The sequence below is a fragment of the Mycobacteroides abscessus ATCC 19977 genome, assembly GCF_000069185.1.
Classification (GTDB): domain Bacteria; phylum Actinomycetota; class Actinomycetes; order Mycobacteriales; family Mycobacteriaceae; genus Mycobacterium; species Mycobacterium abscessus.
This window is the reverse complement of the sequence record NC_010397.1, coordinates 3,195,072-3,216,038: the sequence shown is the minus strand read 5'-3', so window position 1 is coordinate 3,216,038 and position 20,967 is coordinate 3,195,072. Positions and strand designations below refer to the sequence as shown.

The 20,967-nt window shown below is 63.4% G+C and carries 21 protein-coding genes; 16 read left to right on the top strand and 5 right to left on the bottom strand.

Annotation, left to right across the window (positions count from 1 at the left end; translation table 11 throughout):
• Window positions 1–8: 8 nt before the first annotated feature.
• Window positions 9–821 (top strand): GNAT family N-acetyltransferase, encoded by an 813-nt coding sequence (locus MAB_RS16065; RefSeq protein ID WP_005081654.1) that lies wholly within the window; start codon window positions 9–11, stop codon window positions 819–821.
• Between the two features lie 73 nt (window positions 822–894).
• Window positions 895–2,712 (top strand): penicillin-binding transpeptidase domain-containing protein, encoded by a 1,818-nt coding sequence (locus MAB_RS16060; protein WP_005081656.1) that lies wholly within the window; start codon window positions 895–897, stop codon window positions 2,710–2,712.
• Here the strand turns inward: MAB_RS16060 and MAB_RS16055 are convergent.
• A complete protein-coding gene (locus tag MAB_RS16055; protein WP_005081659.1) occupies window positions 2,700–3,074 on the bottom strand; it encodes a VOC family protein in 375 nt (124 codons plus the stop codon). The two genes, MAB_RS16060 and MAB_RS16055, sit on opposite strands and share 13 nt — an antisense overlap.
• 115 nt (window positions 3,075–3,189) lie before the next feature.
• On the opposite strand from MAB_RS16055, the gene MAB_RS16050 reads away from it, so the two are divergent.
• The 5 genes from MAB_RS16050 to MAB_RS16030 all read left to right on the top strand — a co-directional run bounded on the left by MAB_RS16050 (window position 3,190) and on the right by MAB_RS16030 (window position 7,821).
• A complete protein-coding gene (locus tag MAB_RS16050; RefSeq protein ID WP_005093853.1) occupies window positions 3,190–3,930 on the top strand; it encodes a L,D-transpeptidase in 741 nt (246 codons plus the stop codon).
• Between the two features lie 43 nt (window positions 3,931–3,973).
• Window positions 3,974–4,867 (top strand): type I methionyl aminopeptidase, encoded by an 894-nt coding sequence (map, locus tag MAB_RS16045; protein WP_049233497.1) that lies wholly within the window; start codon window positions 3,974–3,976, stop codon window positions 4,865–4,867.
• A complete protein-coding gene (locus MAB_RS16040; protein WP_005093851.1) occupies window positions 4,864–6,387 on the top strand; it encodes a cobyric acid synthase in 1,524 nt (507 codons plus the stop codon). The genes map and MAB_RS16040 overlap by 4 nt, the downstream gene beginning before the upstream one ends.
• 54 nt (window positions 6,388–6,441) lie before the next feature.
• Window positions 6,442–7,071, top strand: a complete 630-nt coding sequence (locus MAB_RS16035; RefSeq protein ID WP_005081667.1) for a hypothetical protein — start codon at window positions 6,442–6,444, stop codon at window positions 7,069–7,071.
• Between the two features lie 123 nt (window positions 7,072–7,194).
• On the top strand, window positions 7,195–7,821 hold the full coding sequence (locus MAB_RS16030; protein ID WP_005081670.1) for an alpha/beta fold hydrolase: 627 nt from the start codon (window positions 7,195–7,197) through the stop codon (window positions 7,819–7,821).
• A gap of 10 nt (window positions 7,822–7,831) precedes the next feature.
• On the opposite strand, the gene MAB_RS16025 is transcribed toward MAB_RS16030, so the two are convergent.
• Complete coding sequence (locus MAB_RS16025; RefSeq protein WP_005081672.1) at window positions 7,832–8,821, bottom strand: alpha/beta hydrolase; 990 nt, start codon at window positions 8,819–8,821, stop codon at window positions 7,832–7,834.
• A gap of 107 nt (window positions 8,822–8,928) precedes the next feature.
• Between MAB_RS16025 and mqo the strand changes: the two genes are divergently transcribed.
• From mqo to MAB_RS15980, 9 genes are all read left to right on the top strand, one after another.
• Window positions 8,929–10,413 carry a malate dehydrogenase (quinone) gene (mqo, locus tag MAB_RS16020; protein WP_005093849.1) on the top strand — a complete coding sequence of 495 codons (1,485 nt, stop codon included), beginning with the start codon at window positions 8,929–8,931 and terminating at the stop codon, window positions 10,411–10,413.
• Complete coding sequence (locus MAB_RS16015; RefSeq protein ID WP_005081676.1) at window positions 10,410–10,856, top strand: GNAT family N-acetyltransferase; 447 nt, start codon at window positions 10,410–10,412, stop codon at window positions 10,854–10,856. Before mqo ends, MAB_RS16015 begins: the two co-directional genes overlap by 4 nt.
• Window positions 10,849–12,717, top strand: a complete 1,869-nt coding sequence (locus MAB_RS16010; RefSeq protein ID WP_005081679.1) for a magnesium chelatase subunit D family protein — start codon at window positions 10,849–10,851, stop codon at window positions 12,715–12,717. The genes MAB_RS16015 and MAB_RS16010 overlap by 8 nt, the downstream gene beginning before the upstream one ends.
• A 19-nt stretch (window positions 12,718–12,736) precedes the next feature.
• Entirely contained in the window at window positions 12,737–13,351 is a 615-nt protein-coding gene (cobO, locus tag MAB_RS16005) for a cob(I)yrinic acid a,c-diamide adenosyltransferase (protein WP_005076763.1), read from the top strand.
• A 45-nt stretch (window positions 13,352–13,396) separates the two neighbouring features.
• Window positions 13,397–14,758 carry a cobyrinic acid a,c-diamide synthase CobB gene (locus tag MAB_RS16000; RefSeq protein WP_005111626.1) on the top strand — a complete coding sequence of 454 codons (1,362 nt, stop codon included), beginning with the start codon at window positions 13,397–13,399 and terminating at the stop codon, window positions 14,756–14,758.
• 185 nt (window positions 14,759–14,943) lie between these two features.
• Complete coding sequence (locus tag MAB_RS15995) at window positions 14,944–15,231, top strand: hypothetical protein (RefSeq protein WP_005111625.1); 288 nt, start codon at window positions 14,944–14,946, stop codon at window positions 15,229–15,231.
• A gap of 188 nt (window positions 15,232–15,419) precedes the next feature.
• Window positions 15,420–16,058 (top strand): MspA family porin, encoded by a 639-nt coding sequence (locus MAB_RS15990; protein ID WP_005057066.1) that lies wholly within the window; start codon window positions 15,420–15,422, stop codon window positions 16,056–16,058.
• 2 nt (window positions 16,059–16,060) lie between these two features.
• Window positions 16,061–16,366, top strand: coding sequence for a hypothetical protein (locus MAB_RS15985; protein ID WP_005081686.1), 306 nt, complete (start codon window positions 16,061–16,063; stop codon window positions 16,364–16,366).
• Window positions 16,363–16,626, top strand: a complete 264-nt coding sequence (locus tag MAB_RS15980; protein ID WP_005081688.1) for a hypothetical protein — start codon at window positions 16,363–16,365, stop codon at window positions 16,624–16,626. The genes MAB_RS15985 and MAB_RS15980 overlap by 4 nt, the downstream gene beginning before the upstream one ends.
• A 12-nt stretch (window positions 16,627–16,638) precedes the next feature.
• Here the strand turns inward: MAB_RS15980 and MAB_RS15975 are convergent, their stop codons facing one another.
• From MAB_RS15975 to MAB_RS15965, 3 genes are read right to left on the bottom strand one after another with little or no spacing between them, the layout of a single operon-like run.
• Window positions 16,639–17,262, bottom strand: coding sequence for a TetR/AcrR family transcriptional regulator (locus MAB_RS15975; RefSeq protein WP_005081691.1), 624 nt, complete (start codon window positions 17,260–17,262; stop codon window positions 16,639–16,641).
• A complete protein-coding gene (locus tag MAB_RS15970; RefSeq protein WP_005081693.1) occupies window positions 17,262–20,087 on the bottom strand; it encodes an MMPL/RND family transporter in 2,826 nt (941 codons plus the stop codon). Before MAB_RS15970 ends, MAB_RS15975 begins: the two co-directional genes overlap by 1 nt.
• Window positions 20,084–20,515 (bottom strand): MmpS family transport accessory protein, encoded by a 432-nt coding sequence (locus MAB_RS15965; protein WP_005081696.1) that lies wholly within the window; start codon window positions 20,513–20,515, stop codon window positions 20,084–20,086. Before MAB_RS15965 ends, MAB_RS15970 begins: the two co-directional genes overlap by 4 nt.
• Window positions 20,516–20,967 lie beyond the last annotated feature (452 nt).

Sequence of the window (20,967 nt, the reverse complement as noted above, 5' to 3'; positions counted from 1 at the left end):
CTGTTCGTGTGCTCGGGTTATCGGACACCGAGGCGGTACGCGCGGTCCTGGATATCGATCCGGTGGCGTCCTGCATGCTGGCCGCCCGAGTGGAGGCTCGGGGCGCCGACCCCACTGCGATCGGCGGTGAGATCTGGTCGACGGGAGTGCTGGCCGACTCACTGTGTTTCGTCGGGACGACCATCATTCCGCTGGCAGGCGGGCCCGAAGCGACCCGTTTGTTCGCCGAGCGTGCCATCGAGCAGCATCGGATTTGCCCCTCGCTGGTCGGTCCGGCGGACGTGGTACTCGACATGTGGTGCCACCTCGATCCGGTCTGGGGACCGGCGCGAGAGGTGCGCGCCTGTCAGCCCCTGTTGGCGATGCTTGACGCGCCGACGTGTGTGGTCGACCCCGCGGTCCGACAGGTGCGGGCCGAGGAGCTGGATGAGTATCTGAACGCTTCGGTCCAGATGTTCATCGGTGAGATGGGCGTCGACCCGCGCAACGGCGACGGCGGACGGGGCTACCGGCGGCGGGTGGCTGGTCTCATCGAGGCGGGCAGGGCTTGGGCTCGATTCGAGGATGGCCGGGTCATCTTCAAGGCCGAGATCGGGTCCCAGTCGCGCAGTGTCAGCCAGATCCAGGGTGTATGGGTCGATCCTGAATTTCGCGGGCGCGGGCTGGGCACCGCAGGCGTGGCGGCGATCGCGGCGGCGGTTCATCGCAGCGGGAGAATCCCCAGCTTGTATGTGAACAGTTTCAATGAGGTGGCTCGCGCGTCCTACGCGAAGGCGGGATTCACCCGGATCGGCACCTTCGCGACGGTCCTCGTCAGCTAATTTTGCGAGCTAGTGCTCGCTAGCCCCGTGCGCCTGCGTGGTTTTGGGCGTTCGCGGTCTTAGCATCGACCCGATGTTCAGACGTGGATGGGTCCTGGCGATGGTCGGCACCGTGCTGCTGGTGGCCGGTGCTGTCGCGTGTACCCCGCGCCCCGATGGGCCGGGTCCGGTGGCGGAGAAGTTTTTCGAGGCACTGGCCAAGGGCGATACTGCCGCGGCCGCTAAGCTAACCGACGACCCCGATGGCGCGAAAGTGGGCCTGGACCAAGCGTTCTCGGGACTACAGGCGACGTCGTTCAAGGCCGCGGTGAATGGCTCGCAATACACCCAGGACACCGGTAGTGCGGATGCGACCTATACCTGGCAGCTGCCCAGAAAGCGTGTCTGGACGTATAACGGGCGTCTGGAGATGTTGCGTACGGCAGGTAGCTGGCAGGTACGTTGGGCTCCGAGTGACCTGCATCCCAAACTTGGTGAGCGCCAAATGCTCTCACTGCGCACAGACCCCGCTAAGCGGGCGACGGTCAACGAAGCGGGCGGTACGACGGTGCTGGCCCCGGCCAATCTGTACAGAATCGCCTTCGATGCCTCGAAGGCCGGCAAATCGTTGATGAGCACCGCCACCGCACTTGCCGACGCCATTCGGCCCTACGACGACACCATGAACGCCGCATCCCTGGCAGAGCAGGCGAGTGCGCAAACCTCGCCGATGGACCTGATCACGCTGCGTAAGGATGACTGGGACAAAGTATCCATCGCGCTGGAGACGCGGCCGGGGGCGCTGCGGCCCGGCGTGGTGATGACGCCCATCGCCGATCTGTTGCCCACGGACGACGCTTTCGCGCCGGATATTGTCGCCCAGGTCAAAAAGGCGGTGCTCGACGAGCTGGATGGCGAGGCCGGCTGGCGCGTGGTGAGCGTCAACCAGAACGGTGTCGACACTGCGGTGCTCAACGAGGTGAAACCCACTCCGGCGCCGTCGAAGACGATCAGCCTTGATCGCGCCGTGCAGAACGCCGCGCAGAATGCCGTCAATACCCGTGGCCAGAAGGCCATGATGGTAGTCATCAAACCGTCGACGGGTGAGATCCTCGCGGTCGCCCAGAACGCCGCCGCCAACGCTGATGGACCGCTGGCCACCACCGGGTTGTATCCGCCTGGGTCGACATTCAAGATCATCACCGCCGGTGCCGCGCTGGAGCGCGGCATGGCCACTCCGGACACCATGGTGGGCTGCCCGAAGCGGATCACCATCGGTGATCGCAGCGTGCCCAACTACAACGAGTTCGATCTCGGCACGGTGCCCATGTGGCGGGCATTCGCGAACTCGTGCAACACCACCTTCGCGAAGCTGGCCAGCGAGATGCCTCTGGACGGTTTGACCGTCGCCGCTTCACAATTCGGTATCGGACCCGACTACGACGTCGCGGGTATCCCGACCATTTCGGGCAACGTACCACCGACCGTCAATCTCACCGAGCGCACCGAGGACGGATTCGGTCAGGGCAAGGTGCTGGTCACGCCGTTCGGCATGGCGCTGGCAGCGGCCACCGTGGCAAATGGTAAAACACCTGTACCGCAGCTGATTTCGGGTCAGATCACCGGAATAACCGGTGAGCGGCCCGCGGTGACCCCGACCATGGTCGATGGCCTGCGCGGAATGATGCGCGAGACGGTGCTCAGCGGCACCGCCATGGATCTCAAGGGTGAGGGTGCGGTCTTCGGAAAAACGGGCGAAGCGGAGTTTCCGGGCGGATCACATGCCTGGTTCGCCGGATACCGCGGCGACATGGCCTTCGCCACCTTGATCGTCGGGGGCGGCGGTTCGGAGGCCGCGGTGCGCGCCACCAAGGTGATGTTCCAGTCGCTGCCGCCCGACTACTTGGCCTGATCCGCGCGCGAGGCCAGCACGCAGAATTCATTGTCCTCGGGGTCGGCCAGCACCACCCAGGGCGAATCGCCCTGGCCAATATCGATCCTGGTGGCGCCGTGTGCCAGAAATCTGTCCACCAGGGCGCTCTGATCGTCATCGCGAAAATCGAGGTGCAGACGGTTCTTCGCGGTCTTCGGGTCGGGCACGTTCATGAAGAACAACAGGGGCGGGTGTCGGTCCGGTTGGAAGACGCTCACGTATCCGTCGCCATCGATCGTGTGGGGCCATTCCAGCACCTCAGACCACCAACGGCCGAGTGCGATGGCATCGCGGCAGTCGATCACAATTGCCTCTAATGTGAGTCCGGCGGGCAGGCCCATGAATTCGATTGTGCGCGCTGTCGCTAACGTTCCGCCAGGCGTTTACGAACTACCATGTAGAAAACAGCATCCAGGGAGGATCGAGAGCTTGCGCAGAGCATTTCGGAGTGTGCTTGTGGTGACCGGGCTCGTCAGCCTCCTGATGAATGCCGCGGTCACCGCACCCGCGACCCTCGGCCACGCATTGGCCGCAAGTCCCAGCGGGGTGGCCTCGGTGTCGCCCACGCCCGGGCAGACGGTCGGGGTGGCCATGCCGGTGACGATCCGTTTCGCAGCCCCTGTCGCCGACAGGATCGCCGCCGAGCGGTCCATCGAGTTCTCGGCGCCGAAGGTCCCGGCCGGGGCGTTCAGCTGGGTCGACAATGCGACGGTCCGTTTCACTCCTCGTGAATATTGGCCTGCACATTCGTCGATCACCGTGTCGGTGAACGGTGTGAGCGGAATGAAGTACAAGTTCCAGACCGGCTCGGAGGTGCTGGGTATCGGCAGCATCAGCGGCCACACCTTCACGGTGAAGATCGATGGCACGGTGATGCGAACGATGCCCGCGTCGATGGGAAAGCCCAAGCACCCCACACCGGTCGGGTCCTTCACTGCCTTGGAGAAGCAGAGCCCTGTGGTCATGGACTCCCGGACCATCGGAATTCCGCTGAATGACCCCGAGGGTTACAAGCTGACCGTCTACTACGCGGTTCGGGTCACCTGGGGCGGCGTGTATGTGCACAGCGCCCCGTGGTCGACGGGAGCTCAGGGCAACTCCAACGTCAGCCATGGCTGCATCAATCTGAGCCCGGATAACGCGTCCTGGTACTACAACACCGTCAGCATTGGCGACCCGATCATCATCAACGCGTAACGACCGCGGTGGGCCGCTCCGCGGACCCCGCTACGCTGCCTTCATGACTGTTTCTGATTCTCTTCGCGCAAGCGGCTCATCGCCACGTGCCGCACTGCGCCCGGGGGAGTTGTCTCCGGAGCGTCAGGTTCCCGTGTCGATCGATCGTCCCGAGTATGTGGGCAAGTCCAAGGTCGCCGAGGCCATCGGAGAGCCGTACGTGCAGACCCCCGAAGTCATCGAGAAGATGCGGGTCGCGGGCCGGATCGCGGCGAGGGCGCTGGCGCTTGCCGGTGAGGCGGTGGCTCCCGGTGTCACCACCGATGAGCTGGACCGCATCGCACACGACTACATGGTGTCCCAGGGGGCATACCCGTCAACGCTGGGGTACAAGGGATTTCCGAAGTCGTGCTGCACATCGCTGAACGAGATCATCTGCCACGGAATCCCGGACTCGACCGTGATCGAGGACGGTGACATCGTCAACATCGACGTCACCGCCTACATCGACGGTGTACACGGCGATACCAACGCCACCTTCCTGGCCGGAGATGTCTCCGAGGAGCATCGCCTGCTCGTCGAGCGCACCCGGGAGGCCACCATGCGGGCGATCAACGCCGTCAAGCCGGGACGGGCGCTGAGCGTGGTCGGCAGGGTGATCGAGGCCTATGCAAAACGGTTTGGGTACAACGTGGTTCGAGCATTCACTGGTCATGGCGTGGGCCCGACGTTCCACAACGGCCTCATTGTGCCGCATTACGACGACCCCAATCTGGACATCGTCATCGAACCGGGCATGACGTTCACCATTGAACCGATGATCAACCTGGGATCCCTGGAGTACGAGATCTGGGATGACACCTGGACCGTGGCGACCGCCGACAAGTTGTGGACCGCGCAGTTCGAGCACACCATGGTGGTCACCGAGGACGGAGTAGAGATCCTGACAGTGCCATGACGGGCGCCGTATCCGGCGCGCTGCTGGTCGGGGGCGTAAGCTCCGATGCCGGTAAGAGTCTGGTGGTGACGGGCCTGTGTCGATTGTTGGCCCGCAAGGGTATTCGTGTCGCTCCCTTCAAGGCTCAGAACATGTCGAACAACTCCGTGGTGACCGTCGATGGGGGAGAGATCGGCAGGGCGCAGGCCCTACAGGCTCGCGCCTGCGGTCTGGAACCCTCCGTTCGGTTCAATCCGGTGCTTCTCAAGCCGGGGAGCGATCGCACCTCGCAGCTGGTGGTGCGAGGCCGCGCGACGGGAAACGTCAGCGCCCGCTCGTATGTCGAGCATCGTGAGGAATTGCGGCAGGTGGTCGCGGAGGACCTGCGGACGCTGCGCGAAGAATACGATGTGGTGATCTGCGAGGGTGCCGGCTCTGTCGCCGAGATCAACTTACGGACAACCGATATCGCCAATATGGGGCTGGCGCGGGCGGCGGGCCTACCCGTGGTGTTGGTTGGTGACATTGACCGCGGCGGAGTGCTGGCGCATCTGTTCGGTTCCGTGGCGGTGCTCGAGCCCGCGGACCAAAGGCTGGTCGCAGGTTTTATCGTCAACAAGTTCCGCGGCGACCCCACTTTGTTGGAGCCCGGGCTCGAACAGCTTGCGACGCTGACCGGCCGCCCCACGTACGGGGTGCTGCCGTACGACGACCAATTGTGGCTCGATGCCGAGGATTCGGTTTCCGTGGTGGCCTCGGGACAGGTGGGGCAGACCAGCGACCCGATCGGCCAGGAATGGTTGAGGGTGGCGGCGGTGCGGCTGCCGCGTATCTCCAATTCCACCGATATCGAGGCGCTCGCCTGCGAGCCGGGGGTTACCGTGCGGTGGGCGGCGCACCCTGCGGATATCGCCGACGCCGATGTGGTGGTCATTCCCGGTACCAAGGCAACCGTCGCCGACCTGGCCTGGATGCGTCGTCACGGTGTCGCCGATGCCGTTGTCGCCCACGCCCGTTCGGGCGGGCCGGTACTGGGCATCTGTGGCGGATTTCAGATGCTCGCGACCACGATCGATGATCGCGTCGAGTCCGGCGCGGGCGCGGTCGAGGGGCTGGGCCTGCTCGATATCGACATCGCCTTCGAGCCGGTTAAGACGTTGCGACGCTGGGGACCTCCGGGGCTCACCGGCTACGAAATCCACCACGGCACGGTTACCCGCTCGGCGGTGCCACCCTGGTTGACCGACCATGACGAGGGTGCCGTCGATGGGGCGGTCTGGGGCACCCATTGGCACGGAGTCTTGGACAACGACGATTTCCGTCGCGCGTGGCTCACCCAGGCGGCGGCCGCGGCCGGGCGCTCCGGTTTCGCCGTCGCGGCGGACACCAATGTCGGCGATCGTCGCGCTGCCCAGCTGGACCGATTGGCCGATCTCGTCGGCACCCACGTCGATGTCGATGCCCTTGAGTCGGTGTGGGAAGAATCTGGATTGCCCGCATCAGCCCCGTCATATCCGGTAATTGCGGCACGGGTCGAATAGCCTGTGCGGGTGCATCGGGGTCTAGTAGCTGTCGCAGTATCGGGATTGGCGCTTGTGGGCTGCACCCAGACGGTGGCGGGTACCGCCACCTGGCCGGGTGCCCGCATCGCCCAGTCGCTACTGACCGCCGATGAGCTGCCCGAGGGCACCAAGTACGACAGGGTGGTCGCCGACCTGGGCCCGATGACGGTCAACAGCCAGAGCCAGCAGGTCGTCGTGGGCGGGATGCCGTCGAATCCGCAAGGCTGCGCGGACGGTTTGTCTCCCAGACTGGCCAATGCGGGCAAAGCCGGCCCAGAGAACACCGCGCGATACATCGCGCGGTTCAATGGCGCCAACATCATCGTCAGTTTGTTGCGCGACACGATCGACCTCACCAACGTGAAGGACGTGGCGACCCGTTGCGCCCAGTACGAGGTGTTCTTCGACACGAATTCGCCGGGAACACCGATGACGACCGAACCTGTGCAGGGCGGGCCCGTCGGCGTGCTGACCTATAAGCAGACGATGATCATGCCCAAGGGCACCACCTCTCGGTACATGGCCTTTGCGAATGTCCGCGGGGTGGCCATGGTGGCAACCTCCTTCGATCTGCGTGACCCGTCGGTCAAGGCCACCGCCACGATGCCCCAGACTTTCCTGGACATTGTCGGGAAACAGGTCGACAAGATCGAAAGAACTTGACGGTCCGGATGAAAGTTTCCTGATAGGGCTGGTTAAAAGCCCAACCGGATGGGTTGTACTCAGGTACCGTGCGCCCATGCCCAAGGTCTTCGCGCGTCCCTCCCACTCGTGGGGGACTCATCCATGAGTCCGACGCCCGAGCTTCATCGGCCGCGCCCCGCGGTGCCGCCCGCGCGCGACGGTGAACTGCACCAGGTCGTCACGATTGACGGCCGAACGGTGCAGGTCAACGTGTCAGGCCCGGATAAGGGAACCACTGTCGTGATGCTGGCGGCCGCTGGGCATTTCGCGCTCAGTTATCGCGCGGTGTGCGAGCGGCTGCACACCGCGGGCTTGCGTACCGCGGTGATCGGTCACGATCCGCACCTGCATGCCAAGGCCATCACCGGAGTACTTGACGACATCGGGGTCAAGGTGGCGTTGTTGGTCGGGGACCGAGCGGGCGGCGAATTGGCGTGGGACTTGGCCGCCAGCAAGCTAGACAGATTCATCGGACTCGTCGCAATCGACCGTGGACATCCGCGGGTTGCCGACCGTGCCGGGCTGATCCGGGACAAACACTGCCCACCGGTCGAGATCAACACCACGGTATTGGTCACTTCCGACGCGACGCGGGCGATCGCGCGCGCCAGCCAGCGTTTTGTCTACGGCGATTACCGCATCGTCGAGCTGATGGGGCGTCGTTCCGCCACGCGGGACCTCACCCCCGAGCTGGCCGCAGAGGTGGTACTGCGCAGCAGCTCGTGGTAGAAACCGGGACCTACTCAGCGGTCTCGTACCACTGAAGCCACGAGTTCAGCTCCCGGTATGCCCGCGCGCGGGATTGCGCCACGGACAGGAACACGTCGTGTTTGGCGCCCGGAATCGGAACCACGCGCTGATCGTTGCCGATACAGCCCGCCCAGCGGGCAATCTGTTGTACGTCCAGGACCAGGTCACCCTGCAATGCCACCGCGGGATCGATGTCTCCGGGCAGACTGCGGTCCGAGCGCAGTATCAGGTTGGGCACGCCGACATCCAAGCCGCGGTGCAGCTCGGCGTGCCCGCGCCGGATAGCGCTGATCCAACCGAACCGCACCGGGAAACCGCCGACCGGCTTCCATTCCAGGTTGTAGTCGAACTCGCCGTGAAAGTCCTTATGCAGGCTCGCGCCATATGCGCCCTCGTGCGGCAACGGGATCGCTTGTTTGGCGCGAAATCGCGAAATCGCTTTCACCGCCGCGGTGGTGCCTCCGCTGCGGAGGAAGGGGCGACCCTGCAGATCAAGCCACGGACTGTTGAGGATAAGACCCGCGATACGGCCCAGCCGGTCGCTCACCCGCAGACGGTTGAGCCATAGCGAGACGATGAGACCACCGGCGGAATGCCCATACACGAGAATCGGGGCCTCACTGGTGCCCCCACCCGCTTCGCCGTTGATGATGGCTATTGCGGCATTGAGTTCGGCATCGTAAAGCGATAGATCGCTGATGTAGTGCGGGGTTTGGTGTTCATGGCGCGAACGCCCGCATTTGCGCAAGTCCAGCGCAAAGAAGCGATAACCCCGAGCCAGAAAATGCTCGGCAAGTTCGGTGTGGAAGAAGTAGTCGGTATATCCATGGACCATGAGCACCGCGCGTCCGTTTTCCGGCTGTATTTCAGGACGCACCAGTGTGGCGGTAATTACACCTTCGCCATCAGGGTCAATGCCCAGGTCAATGGTCTGTCGAAGGTAGCCATCGAGGACATCGGGTTCCCATGTCACGGGCATAGCCTAGTTGAAGGAATCGCGGGTATACCCGCGCGATAACCTGTGAGTACTCGCGGGTAGTGGCGAAGGGTCGTCACTCCATCAGATTCGAAAAGGACAGTGAACCGGTGTCAAAAGCGCAGGTGGAGCAGACAGACGTTGCCCTGATTGGGTCGGGGATCATGAGTGCGACGCTTGGCGCTCTGCTGCGGTTGGTCGAACCGGACCTGTCGATCACCTTGATCGAGCGCCTGGACGCGGCCGCCAGTGAAAGCAGCGACCCCTGGAACAACGCAGGAACCGGCCACTCGGCACTGTGCGAGCTGAACTACACCCCGCAGAAGGCCGACGGGTCGATTGACATCACCAAGGCCATCACGGTCAATGAGCAGTTCCAGGTATCGCGCCAGTTCTGGGCCTACGCCGTCGAGAACGGTGTGCTGCCCGACGTTCGTGGTTTCCTCAATCCCATCCCGCACGTGAGCTATGTGCACGGTGCCGACAAGGTCGAGTTCCTGCGTAAGCGCCACGAGGCCCTGGTGGGCAACCCGCTTTTTGCGAAGATGGAATTCATCGACGACGACGACGAGTTTGCGCGTCGTCTGCCATTGATGGCCGCCGGACGCGATTTCACCGATCCTGTGGGTTTGAACTGGAGCCAGGACGGCACCGACGTAGATTTCGGTGAGCTGTCAAAGCAGTTGGTGGGCTTCGGTGTTCGCAGCGGCACCAGCGCAGTCTTTGGCACCGAGGTTCGTAACATCAGCCGTGAAAGCGACGGCGGATGGCTTCTCAAGCTGGTCAACGGACGCACCGGCGAGAAGCGCAAGCTGAAGGCGAAGTTCGTCTTCGTCGGTGCCGGCGGCGGAGCTCTCGGACTACTGCAGAAGGCCGGAATCCCGGAAGCCAAGGGCTTCGGCGGATTCCCGGTCAGTGGTGCTTTCCTGCGTACCAACAGCACCGACCTGACCGACGGACACAAGGCCAAGGTGTATGGCTTCCCGCCACTCGGTGCGCCCCCAATGTCGGCGCCGCACTTGGACACTCGCGTGATCAACGGCAAGGAATGGCTGCTGTTCGGGCCGTTCGCCGGATGGTCGCCCAAGTTCCTGAAGATGGGCAAGGTAACCGACCTACCCGCATCGATCAAGCCCAACAACCTGTTGTCGATGGTGGGCGTCGGACTGACCGAGTTCAAGCTGGCCACCTTCCTGCTGAGCCAGCTTGCGCTCACTCCGGATGACCGCATTGACATGCTGCGCGAATTCGCCCCCAAGGCACAGCGCGCCGACTGGGAGTTGATCACCGCGGGCCAGCGTGTACAGGTCATCAGGCCGGCTAAGGGCAAGGGCGGGGCGCTCGAGTTCGGCACCATGGTGCTCAACTCGGCCGATGGCAGCATCGCCGGCCTGCTCGGTGCGTCGCCGGGAGCCTCTACTGCGGTGCCCGCGATGCTCGATGTGATGCAGCGTTGTTTCCCCGACCGGTACTCGAACTGGATGCCCAAGCTCAAGGAGATGATCCCGTCGCTCGGCATCAGCCTTTCCGACGAACCGTCGCTGTTTGGCGAGGTATGGGACTGGGGCACACGGGTTCTCGGCCTGGAGCAGTGAGCATCGGGTGGTCCTGGTCCGCGGATCTGGACACCACCACGCTCTACGGCCTGTTGAGATTGCGGGCAGAAGCGTTCATCGTCGGGCAGAACTGTGCCTACCAGGACCTCGACGGTCGTGATCTCGACCCCGGCACCAGGCACTTCTGGATCAAAGACCAGGACAATGCCGTCGTGAGCGGACTGCGTCTGCTGGTGGATCCGGCGGGCGACGGTTTCTGGATCGGGCGGGTATGCACCGCCGAGGCCGAACGGGGCAGGGGTCATGCCGCACGCCTGGTGCGTGCCGTACTGGCAGAGATCGGTGGCGCGGGCTGCCGGTTGAATGCGCAGGCCCACCTGAAAGACATGTATGGCAAGCTGGGATTCGTGGTTTCCGGTGACGAATTCCTCGAGGACGAGATACCGCACGTACCTATGACGTGGGTGGCCGGAAATGGCTAGCGCCACAGCCGGATACCCGCTGAGTGCGATCGTCGGCCACGATCGGCTGCGATTGGCCCTGGTGCTTTCGGCGGTGCGGCCCGACATCGGCGGTGTGCTCATCCGTGGCGAAAAGGGCACGGCCAAATCGACTGCGGTGCGCGCCCTGGCGTCGGTACTGGGTTCAGTCGACGGGGCACGGCTGGTGGAGCTGCCCATCGGTGCCACCGAGGATCGGGTCGTGGGCTCCCTGGACCTGCAGAAGGTATTGCGCGACGGCGAACACGCTTTCTCCCCGGGGCTTCTGGCGCGTGCCGACGGTGGCGTTCTGTACGTGGACGAGGTCAACTTACTGCATGATCACCTTGTCGATGTGGTCCTGGACGCGGCGGCGATGGGCCGGGTACATGTGGAGCGCGACGGCGTATCTCATTCGTACGATGCGAGATTCGTGTTGATCGGCACCATGAATCCCGAGGAGGGGGAGCTGCGTCCCCAGCTGCTCGACCGTTTCGGATTCGCGGTGGACATTCATGCCTCCCGTGATGTCGAGGTGCGGGCCGAAGTCATCCGGCGGCGGCTTGCCTATGAGGCAGATCCCGCGGGTTTCGTCTCGAGGTACGCATCGGAGGAGGCCGAGCTGGCGGCCCGTATTGCCGATGCTCGGCAGCTACTTGCTCGAGTTGTCCTGCCCGACGCCGAATTACGGCGCATAGCGACCCTGTGTGCTGCCTTTGACGTGGACGGAATGCGTGCCGATCTGGTGGTGGCGCGCGCTGCGATCGCCCACGCGGCGTGGCGTGGCGCCGACACCGTCGGTGAGCCCGATATCCGAGTGGCAGCGGAGCTGGCACTGCCACATCGGCGCCGCCGGGATCCGTTCGATGAACCGGGTCTGGATCCGGATCAGCTCGACCAGGCGATGCGTGACAGCGCCCCGCCGCAGGATCAGGATGGGGAAGATCCTGACCCCGAGCCGGACGGCCCGGGCGGTGGTGCGTCCGATTCTGCCCCGGATCCTGCGAAAGCAAGTGATTCGCAGCAAGATTCGGCGTACGCGGCTGGGTCGTCGCGGCCCAGCCCGGCGCCTTCGGCGACCTTTCGCACCAAGACTTTGCGGGTTCCGGGAGTTGGCATGGGAGCCCCGGGGAAGCGCTCCGTGGCCCGCAACCGCGCCGGCAAGGTGATTGCGCCGAGTTCGGACGAGGGATTCGGGGTGCATGTGATCGGCACCTTGATGTCCGCCGCGAGTCGGGTGACCGAACCTGGGCGGCTACCCAGACCGGTGCTTACCGATCTGCAGTGGGCGATAAGGGAAGGCCGCGAAGGCAACCTGGTGATCTTTGTGGTCGATGCCTCGGGGTCCATGGCCGCGCGCCAGAAGATGTCGGCAGTCAGCGGCGCGACCTTGTCCCTGCTGCGTGATGCCTATCAGCGCCGTGACAAGGTCGCGGTCATCACGTTCCGCGGGCAGGATGCCGCCATGCTGCTGGCGCCCACCGGCTCGACTCATATCGCGGGCCGCAGGCTGCAGCGGTTCGATACCGGCGGCAAGACTCCCTTGGCGCAGGGTCTGCTGGCCGCGCGTGACTTGGTGGCACGCGAGCGTGGACGTGACCCGCACCGGCGCGCTTTGGTGGTGGTGCTCACCGACGGGCGTGCTACCGGTGGTCGGGACCCCTTGGGGCGCACACGTCGCGCTTCGGCCCTGCTGCGTGCCGAACAGGTCGCCTGCGTGGTGATCGACTGTGAGACATCTTTCGTGCGGATGGATTTGGCTGTCACTCTGGCGCAGCAGCTCGACGCGCCGGTGATCCAGCTTGACCATCTGAACGCTGACCGGCTCGCCGGAGTGGTGCGCGGCGCGACTGCCGCTGCGTGAGCTAGCAGAGGAGGTTCGGATGCCACAGGGGCAGCCATTGGTGGTGCCGCAGGACGGCCTGACCACCAAGGCACGTCGCAACGCGCCGATTCTGGCAGTGCATACCGGCGCCGGAAAAGGCAAGTCGACGGCCGCCTTTGGCATGGCTCTGCGTGCCTGGCACCACGGAGCCGATGTCGCGGTGTTCCAATTCGTCAAGAGTGCCAAATGGCGTGTGGGCGAGGAGTCGGTCTTCGGTGAACTCGCCAAGCTGCACGATGAGCACGGAATCGGCGGCTCGGTGCAGTGGCACAAGATGGGGTCGGGGTGGTCCTGGTCACGCAAGGCGGGAACCGAGACGGACCACGCCGCGGACGCGGCAGCTGGGTGGGCCGAAATCGCACGGCGGCTGGCAGCGCAGGAGCACGGCTTCTACGTGCTGGATGAGTTCACCTATCCGCTCAAGTGGGGATGGGTCGACCCGGACGAAGTTGTCGAGGTGCTGCGCTCCCGGCCTGGCATGCAACACGTGGTCATCACCGGGCGTGACGCACCGCAGCAGCTGCTGGACGCGGCCGATCTGGTGACCGAGATGACCAAGGTCAAGCATCCGATGGACCAGGGTCGCAAGGGCCAGCGCGGCATTGAATGGTGATGGCGTGGTGGCCCATTGAGCACGGTATTCGCTAGCGTCCCCGCCGTGGTGATTGCCGCGCCGGCTTCCGGCAGCGGAAAGACCACGGTGGCAACGGGTTTGATGGGCGCGCTGCGGCACGCGGGTCACCGGGTGGCGCCGTTCAAGGTGGGACCGGACTATATCGATCCCGGGTACCACGCGCTGGCTACCGGGAGACCGGGGCGCAATCTCGACAGCGTGCTGGTGGGGGACGACCTGATCGGTCCGTTGTTTCGGCACGGCAGCCGGAATGCCGACATTGCCGTGGTCGAAGGGGTCATGGGACTTTTCGACGGGCGCGTCGGCGATGCGAAGGGATCCACGGCGGAGATCGCGGCTCTGCTCGGGGCGCCGGTGGTGTTGGTGGTGGACGCGAAAGGGTATAGCCAGAGCTTGTCGGCCCTGTTGCACGGTTTTGTGGCGCATGCCGCTGAGGCGGGGATCAGGATCGCCGGGGTCATTCTCAATCGGGTGGGGTCGGCGCGGCACCGGGACATTCTCACCGCTGCGGCGGATCGCGCGGGACTCCGCGTGTTCGGCGCTCTGCCGCGCACCGACGAATTATCGGTCCCTTCACGGCATTTAGGACTGGTCACGGCTGTCGAACACGGCCAGGCGGCGCTTGGTGCGATCTCGGCGATGGCACAGCTGGTCGCCACGCATGTCAATGTGGGAGCGATCGCCGCCGCCGCCCACAGCGATGTGACGTCGCCGATATGGGAGCCTGCCGAGGCGGTTGGTGCCCCGACAGACCGGGAGCCGGTGGTGGCGCTGGCCGCCGGCCAGGCATTCACCTTCGGATACGCCGAGCATCGAGAGCTCTTGGCCGCGGCGGGCGCGTTGGTCGCCGAATTCGACCCGCGCTCAGATTCACTGCCCGCGGAAACGGCGGCCCTGGTGATACCCGGCGGATTTCCGGAGCAATTCGCCACCGATCTATCCGCCAATGCGACTCTGCGGCAACAAGTTGGCGAGATGGTGGGCCCCATTCATGCCGAGTGCGCGGGGCTGACCTACCTGTGCAGAGACCTCGACGGTGTACCGATGTGCGGAGTGCTGGATGCGCGTGCACGTTTCACCGACTCGCTGACGCTCGGGTACCGGGAGGCGGTAGCACTCACCGGTTCTGTGCTGTTTGAGGAGGGAGAAAGACTGAGCGGGCACGAATTCCACCGCACCACTGTCGACTATCCGGAGGACGGGGCGCCCCGTGCCTGGGCCTGGCGCACCGCGGACGGTGTCCGTCGCGAGGGCACGGTCGTGGGAGAGGGGCGGATACATGCCTCATACCTGCATACCCATCCCGCGGCGCATCCCAGTGCGACGGCACGTTTCGTGGCACGCGCGGCCGCGACGGGATTGTCCAATGATGCCCGTTCTGGCTGATCGATTTGCCCGCGGCAAGACGGTCGCCCCCTGCGGGTAAGGGGAGCAACAAGTCTCGAGCCCCAAGTTCGGAAAATTTGCCTGGTACCATCGTCGGTATGTCTGGTCGCGGGGTACCTGGGTACCAGCTGTGCTCCGCGATCCTGCTGGTCATTTTGTGCTTGATGGTCGGCGGCGCGTGTCTAATGCCGGATGAGAGTTCGCATTTGGCGGACGCCACGGCCCCGGTGTCTTTGTATGACACCGCCGAGGCTCATCATTGGGAGCTGGTTCAGCACGGCGTGGCCGTTACTCGCCTTCGCCACGGGCTTGTCGGAGAGCCTGTCTGGTTGCCGCTTTCCGTAACGGTTTTCTCATTGGGCGCCGCCGCGGTGTTGATCGCAATGCTGTGGCGGCGGGGGCCGGTGCTTTCCTCCGCACCGGGCAACATTGGGCGGCAACGGCTTTTACATTTACGGATAAATCGGCGCTGAGGGTTGCCGGACGGTGATCGCTGCCGTCTTGTGTGAATCAAACCTTCACTAGCCGTGCATGTCGCATTTTCGTGCGCCTGCGCGACTCCATATCCGTCGATTGGACCGTTTCTTGTGGTGATTTCTGTCTGTGCATTGAGAACTCTGTTGTCTGCCAATCTCCGTCCGCGGGCCTCATGGTGGGTCTCATGATTGCCCGCCTGATCACAACAGGTCTGTTGATGGCCGCGTTAGGGCTGACGGAAGCGGCCGCCGCCATCGCCGAGCCAATAGACATGGCGCCCCAGTTGTATTCCAGGACCACGCGGGACGGATGGCGTCTGGAAATCAGGTTGGACAACGAACGTGTGAATTCGGTGCCCAACCTGGCGGCCGCGACGAACTCGCGGGAGGCCTTCGTCACGCTCTCGGGAACGGCGACGGCGACCGGTGGTACCAATCCGATCACCGATAGTCTCTTTCTCATCGGTTATCAGCTTGGTTGCCAGTCCGACGTGTCATCGGGCTTGCAGATCGGCGGATCTGCCGGGGTCGCACCGTCGGTGAATGTCGGCGTACTTCCGTTACAAACTGTAGGCGTCGGCGGTAGCGCCGGAGTCAGCGGATTTGTCCAGACCGTGCTGCAGCCCGGCGTCATCGTCAATCTGCCACTGGGCAACATGGTGTTGTCGCGGGGGAATACCGGGGCCCTGGATTTGGACAACGTCCATCTGAAGGCGGACGCCTGCGGAGGGGATGTGACCATCCGGTCCTTCGCCTCCTTGCGGGTGTCCACCGAGACCGGTCATACCGAGTTTGCGATCTATGGCGACCCAATCAGGATCTAGTAATGCGATCATTTTGTCTGACAATATTTTTGGCGCTCGCGGTGGTGTACTCGCCGGCCGCTGTGGCAGCGGCCGATCCGCTGCCGATAAACCCGATGCCAGCGGTGCCGGTAACGGTGCCAGGCAGTGCGCCGAACAATCATGCGTCCACCCCGTCTCAGCCGGCATTCGGGCTGCTGCCCCGGCCGGGACACGGCACCCAGGTTTCGGCCGGGCTGGAGGCGGGGCACACGACTCGTATCACGGGCGGCATGACCGGTGGACAGTTGGAGGATCCGCGAGGAATACGGGCAGGAGATGCGCCATGATTCGGGTGGTGTGTGTGGCGATGATCATGTCGGCGCTCGCCGCCGGAGTCGGCGTGACCGCGTCGGCGGAATTGCCGCCACCGAGTCCGGCGCCGTACGGTCCGGCCGTGGCACCCGGCCAGCTGCCTGCGCTGAATGTGTCACGAGGAACCCGGCTTCCGTCCTCAATGTCCGGTGCGCGTGGGCCGCGGATGTCCGGCGGGGTAGAAGGTGCGGGAGCCGCCGGGGGCGTGAAGGTGAGCGGGGGATTCGGTCCGTGACGTGACATTGCGCTACGTGTGAGTGGTGGGAGCCTGCACCAAGGGCAGGATCACCTCCTCGACCATTCGGTGCATGTAGGTTTCGTCGATCACCGTCCTTTTGAGGGCAGCGGTCAGGCTCAGGCCCAAGGGAATGTCATAGACGAGTGACAGGTCGCGACCCTGTGTTATCTCGCCGCGCTCGACGGCGCGGGCGAATACGAGTTCCATCCGTTTGTGGGTTTGTGACACCAGTAGGTCATCGAGGGCAGCTGCGAGAGTCGGGTCGTTGACGGCCTCGGCGATGATCCCGGCAAGCAGATTGCCCGTCAGTACCTGATCATCACCGAAATCCCTTGCCTCGTAGAGAGAATGCAAGTCACCTCGGAGGCTGCCGGTGTCCGGTACCTCATCCAGTTTTCCCAGTGAGGGCCGGCCATGCAAGATCGCATCCGCGGTGAGCGCTGCCTTGGAGGACCAGCGTCGATAGATGGCAGCTTTGCCCACCCCGGCGCGCGCGGCGATGTTATCCATGCTCATGGCGTCGTAGCCCTGCTCGGCGAGTGTGACGAAGGCCGCCTCGAGGATCGCGATATCTAATGAGCGGTTGAGGCGCCCCGATGTCCGTTGTCGTTGCGTCGCAGCGTTTTTTGTCATCACACCCCCGCAGTGCCGTGGGTACGGACCCGCAGCGGCCACCAGAACCAGCGGCCGAGCAGGGCGGCAATAGACGGCATCATGAACGAGCGCACAATCAGGGTGTCAAAGAGCAGACCCAAGCCGATTGTGGTGCCGAGTTGCCCGACAATGCGCAGATCGCTGACGACCATGGCGCACATGGTGAATGCGAACACCAGCCCCGCGTTGGTCACCACCTTGCCACTGCCTCCCATGGCCCGGATGAAACCGGTCTTCAGGCCGCCGTGGAGCTCTTCCTTGAATCGCGCGATGAGAAGCAGGTTGTAATCAGACCCTACGGCCAACAGGATGATCACCGACAGCGGGACCACGAACCAGTGCAGGTCCATTCCCAAGAGGTCTTGCCAAATCAGGACCGAGACACCCACAGACGCGCCGAGCGATACCGCGACGGTGCCGACGATGACCAGAGCCGCCACCACGCTGCCGGTGACCAGAAGCATGATGATGAAGATCAGGCAGAGCGAGGCGATACCCGCCAGGATGAGGTCATACTTGGCGCCCTCCTGCAGATCCCTGTTGGTCGCGGCCGTGCCGCCCATGTAAACCTTCGCGTTCTCCAAAGGCGTTCCCTTGATTGCGTCTGCGACTGCCTCCCGGATGTTGCCGACAGTCTCGATTCCTTGTACCGAGGCCGGGTTGCCTTGATGTGAGACGGTCATTCGGACAGCCTTGCCATCGGGGGAGAGGAACATCTTCAGGCCGCGTTTGAAGTCAGGGTTGTCGAACACCTCGGGCGGTAGATAGAACGAGTCGTCGTTCTTGGCCTCATCGAAGTATTTCCCCATCAGGGTGGAGTTCTTGGTGCTCTCATCCATCTGGTTCATGATTCCGGCCATGGTGCTGTGCATCGTCAACAACGAACCGTGCATGGTCTTCATGATCGCGATCATCGGTGGGAACTCGGCCAGTACGCGCGGCATCAGGACATCGATCTTGTCGACGTTCACCACCATGCCGTCCATGTCTTCGGTGATCTGATCGACGCCGTCGAGGGCGTCGAATACGGTGCGAGACGCCCAGCAGATGGGGATGTCGGCGCAATGTTTTTCCCAGTAGAAGTAGTTTCGGATCGGCCTGAAGAAGTCGTCGAACGTGTACATCAGGTCACGCATGTCGTGCATCTTGCCCTGCATTTCCTTCATCTGACCGGTCATGTCGTGCATGATGTCCGTGAGTTCGCGCATCATGCCGTACACCCGTTCCATGGTTCCGATCAGGATTCCCATCTGGTTCGCCATGGTCAGCATGTCTGCCATGCGGTCCTTCATGTATTTCATGTTCTGGATCTGACCGGCTCCCTGCAGACCGATCTGGAACGGAATCGAGCTGTGCTCGATGGGCGTTCCCAGGGGACGGGTGATGGCCTGAACCCGGCCGACTCCGCGCGCGTGAAACGCCGTCTTGGCGATCCGATCGATGACCAGCATGTCCGACGGGTCCCGTAAATCATGGTCGGCTTCGATCATCAGCATCTCGGGGTTCATCCGGGCAGGCGAGAAGTGACGTTCTGCCGCAGCGTATCCGACCTTCGAAGGCACATTGTCGGGCATGTACTGGCGGTCGTCATATCCCGGTGTATAGCCGGGCAGGGTGAGCAGACCGACCAGGGCAATGCCACACGTGACCACCAGAATGGGCCCGGGCCAACGCACTACGGCCGCACCTATGCGCCGCCATCCGCCTTCGTCATACTTACGCTTGGGCTCGAACAACCCAAAACGGCTACCCAATGCCAGAATCGCCGGGGCCAGCGTGAGCGCGGCCGCGACAATCACCAGGATGACCAGTGCGCACGGGACGCCCATCGACCGAAAGAGCGGCAGCCGTGTCAGGCTCAGGCACAGGGTCGCGCCGACGATCGTCAGACCCGATCCCAGGATTACGTGTGAGACACCGGAATACGCGGTGTAAAAGGCTGCTTCCCGATCCTGTCCACGATGACGCGCCTCGTGATAGCGGCCCAGCAGAAAGATCACATAGTCGGTGCCGGCAGCGATACCGAGCATGGTGACCATGCTGACGGCGTAGGTGGACAATCCGATGACATTGAGATTGCCCAGCGTCGCGACCACACCCTGACCCGCCATGAGTTCGAGCCCCACGATCAACAGCGCGACGATGGTGGTGATCACTGATCGATAGACCAGTAGCAACATCAACAGCACAACACCGACCGCGATCAGTGTGGTTTTCTGCATGCTCTTGTTGCCCGCGGTCCCGGTGTCCGCGCTGGCGGCGGTGCCGCCCGTGACATACGCCTGTACGCCTGCGGGGCCGGGGGTCTCGGCGATGATCTTGCGGACAGCATCGACGGACTCATTCGCCAGTGTGGTGCCCTGATCACCGGCCAGATTGACCTGGACGTAGGCGGATTTTCCGTCAGCGCTCTGTGCGCCGGACGCGGTGAGCGGATCGCCCCAGTAGTCGGAGATGTGCTGGATATGAGTGGGATCGGCCTTGAGCTTCTTGATGATCTCGTCATAGAAGCGGTGTGCTTCATCGGCCAGTTCCTGCTGCCCCTCCAGCACGATCATCACCGAACTGTCAGAGTCGAACTCTCCGAAGACCTTCCCCGTATGCATCATCGCGATCATCGAGGGGGCGTCCTTCGGGGACATGGAGACCGAGTGGGCTTTGCCCACCTCGTCCAGAGATGGGGTGACGATGTTCAGGACGATCGCGATGCCCAGCCAGAAGAGAATGATCGGAATGGACAATGTGCGGATAAGCCGCGCGATACGTGGCGGGCGCGCGGTGTGGTCACCGCTACCGTGCCTCATGCGGACTTCACCAGGCAGTAGATGTAGGCGTTGTGCTCAGTGGACACCCGTTCCATCTTGACCTCACCGTTGACCGTTATTCGGCATCCGATCTGATCGCCATTTCCTTGTGCCACAATGTTCCCGCTCAATGACGGCAGCGTGGAGACGATCTTGAAGGCCCAGGGCAGTTGCACGTTGTCCACGCGGGTGGGCTGCGCGTCCTCGTTGAAGTAGTTCACATCCGCCATCGCGCCGGGTTCGCCAAATATCTCGTATACAAGGGTTTTTGGGTTGTACGGGACGGCATCTTTGGCGTTGTTGTCCGCCGAGGCGCCAAAAGACTCTGATCCGAAGATCCCCCGAACACGAAAGACCGCGAAACCCCCGATCGCCACCACCGCTGCGATCAGGAGCGGCATCCAGATTTTTCGGATAGTGCGGAACATCTCAAACCCCTTTGCGCTCAATGGTATTGGCACACGCTCACGGTCCACACATGAGAACTGCCGCGGCTGGTCGAGTGGGGCTTCTTTGCCCAACGGAACTGGAGTTCCGCCTGATGGTGGGGACGGTACTTCATTTCCGGTCGGCTCGCGACACGAGCGAGCTAACTTTGCGATGTCTAAGGGAAGTGGTGACGCGGGGGAGCGGCGCAGGCGCATGCGCATGTGTTGGGTGGCCGCATCCCGGCGACGCGGCACGGGCCCTCGGCCACCGGATCAAATAGCGGACCTGGACGGTGTAGTCAATTCTTTGGTCTATTTGATCGTGTCTGACGTGGAGCCTCGAGAAGTTTCTACTCATGGTGAGTAAATCGCATAAATATTTCGTAGGTAAGCGCGTGTCAGACGTTCTGTCCGTATGTGCATGTCGCAAACCATCCAAAGTCCTGTGAATG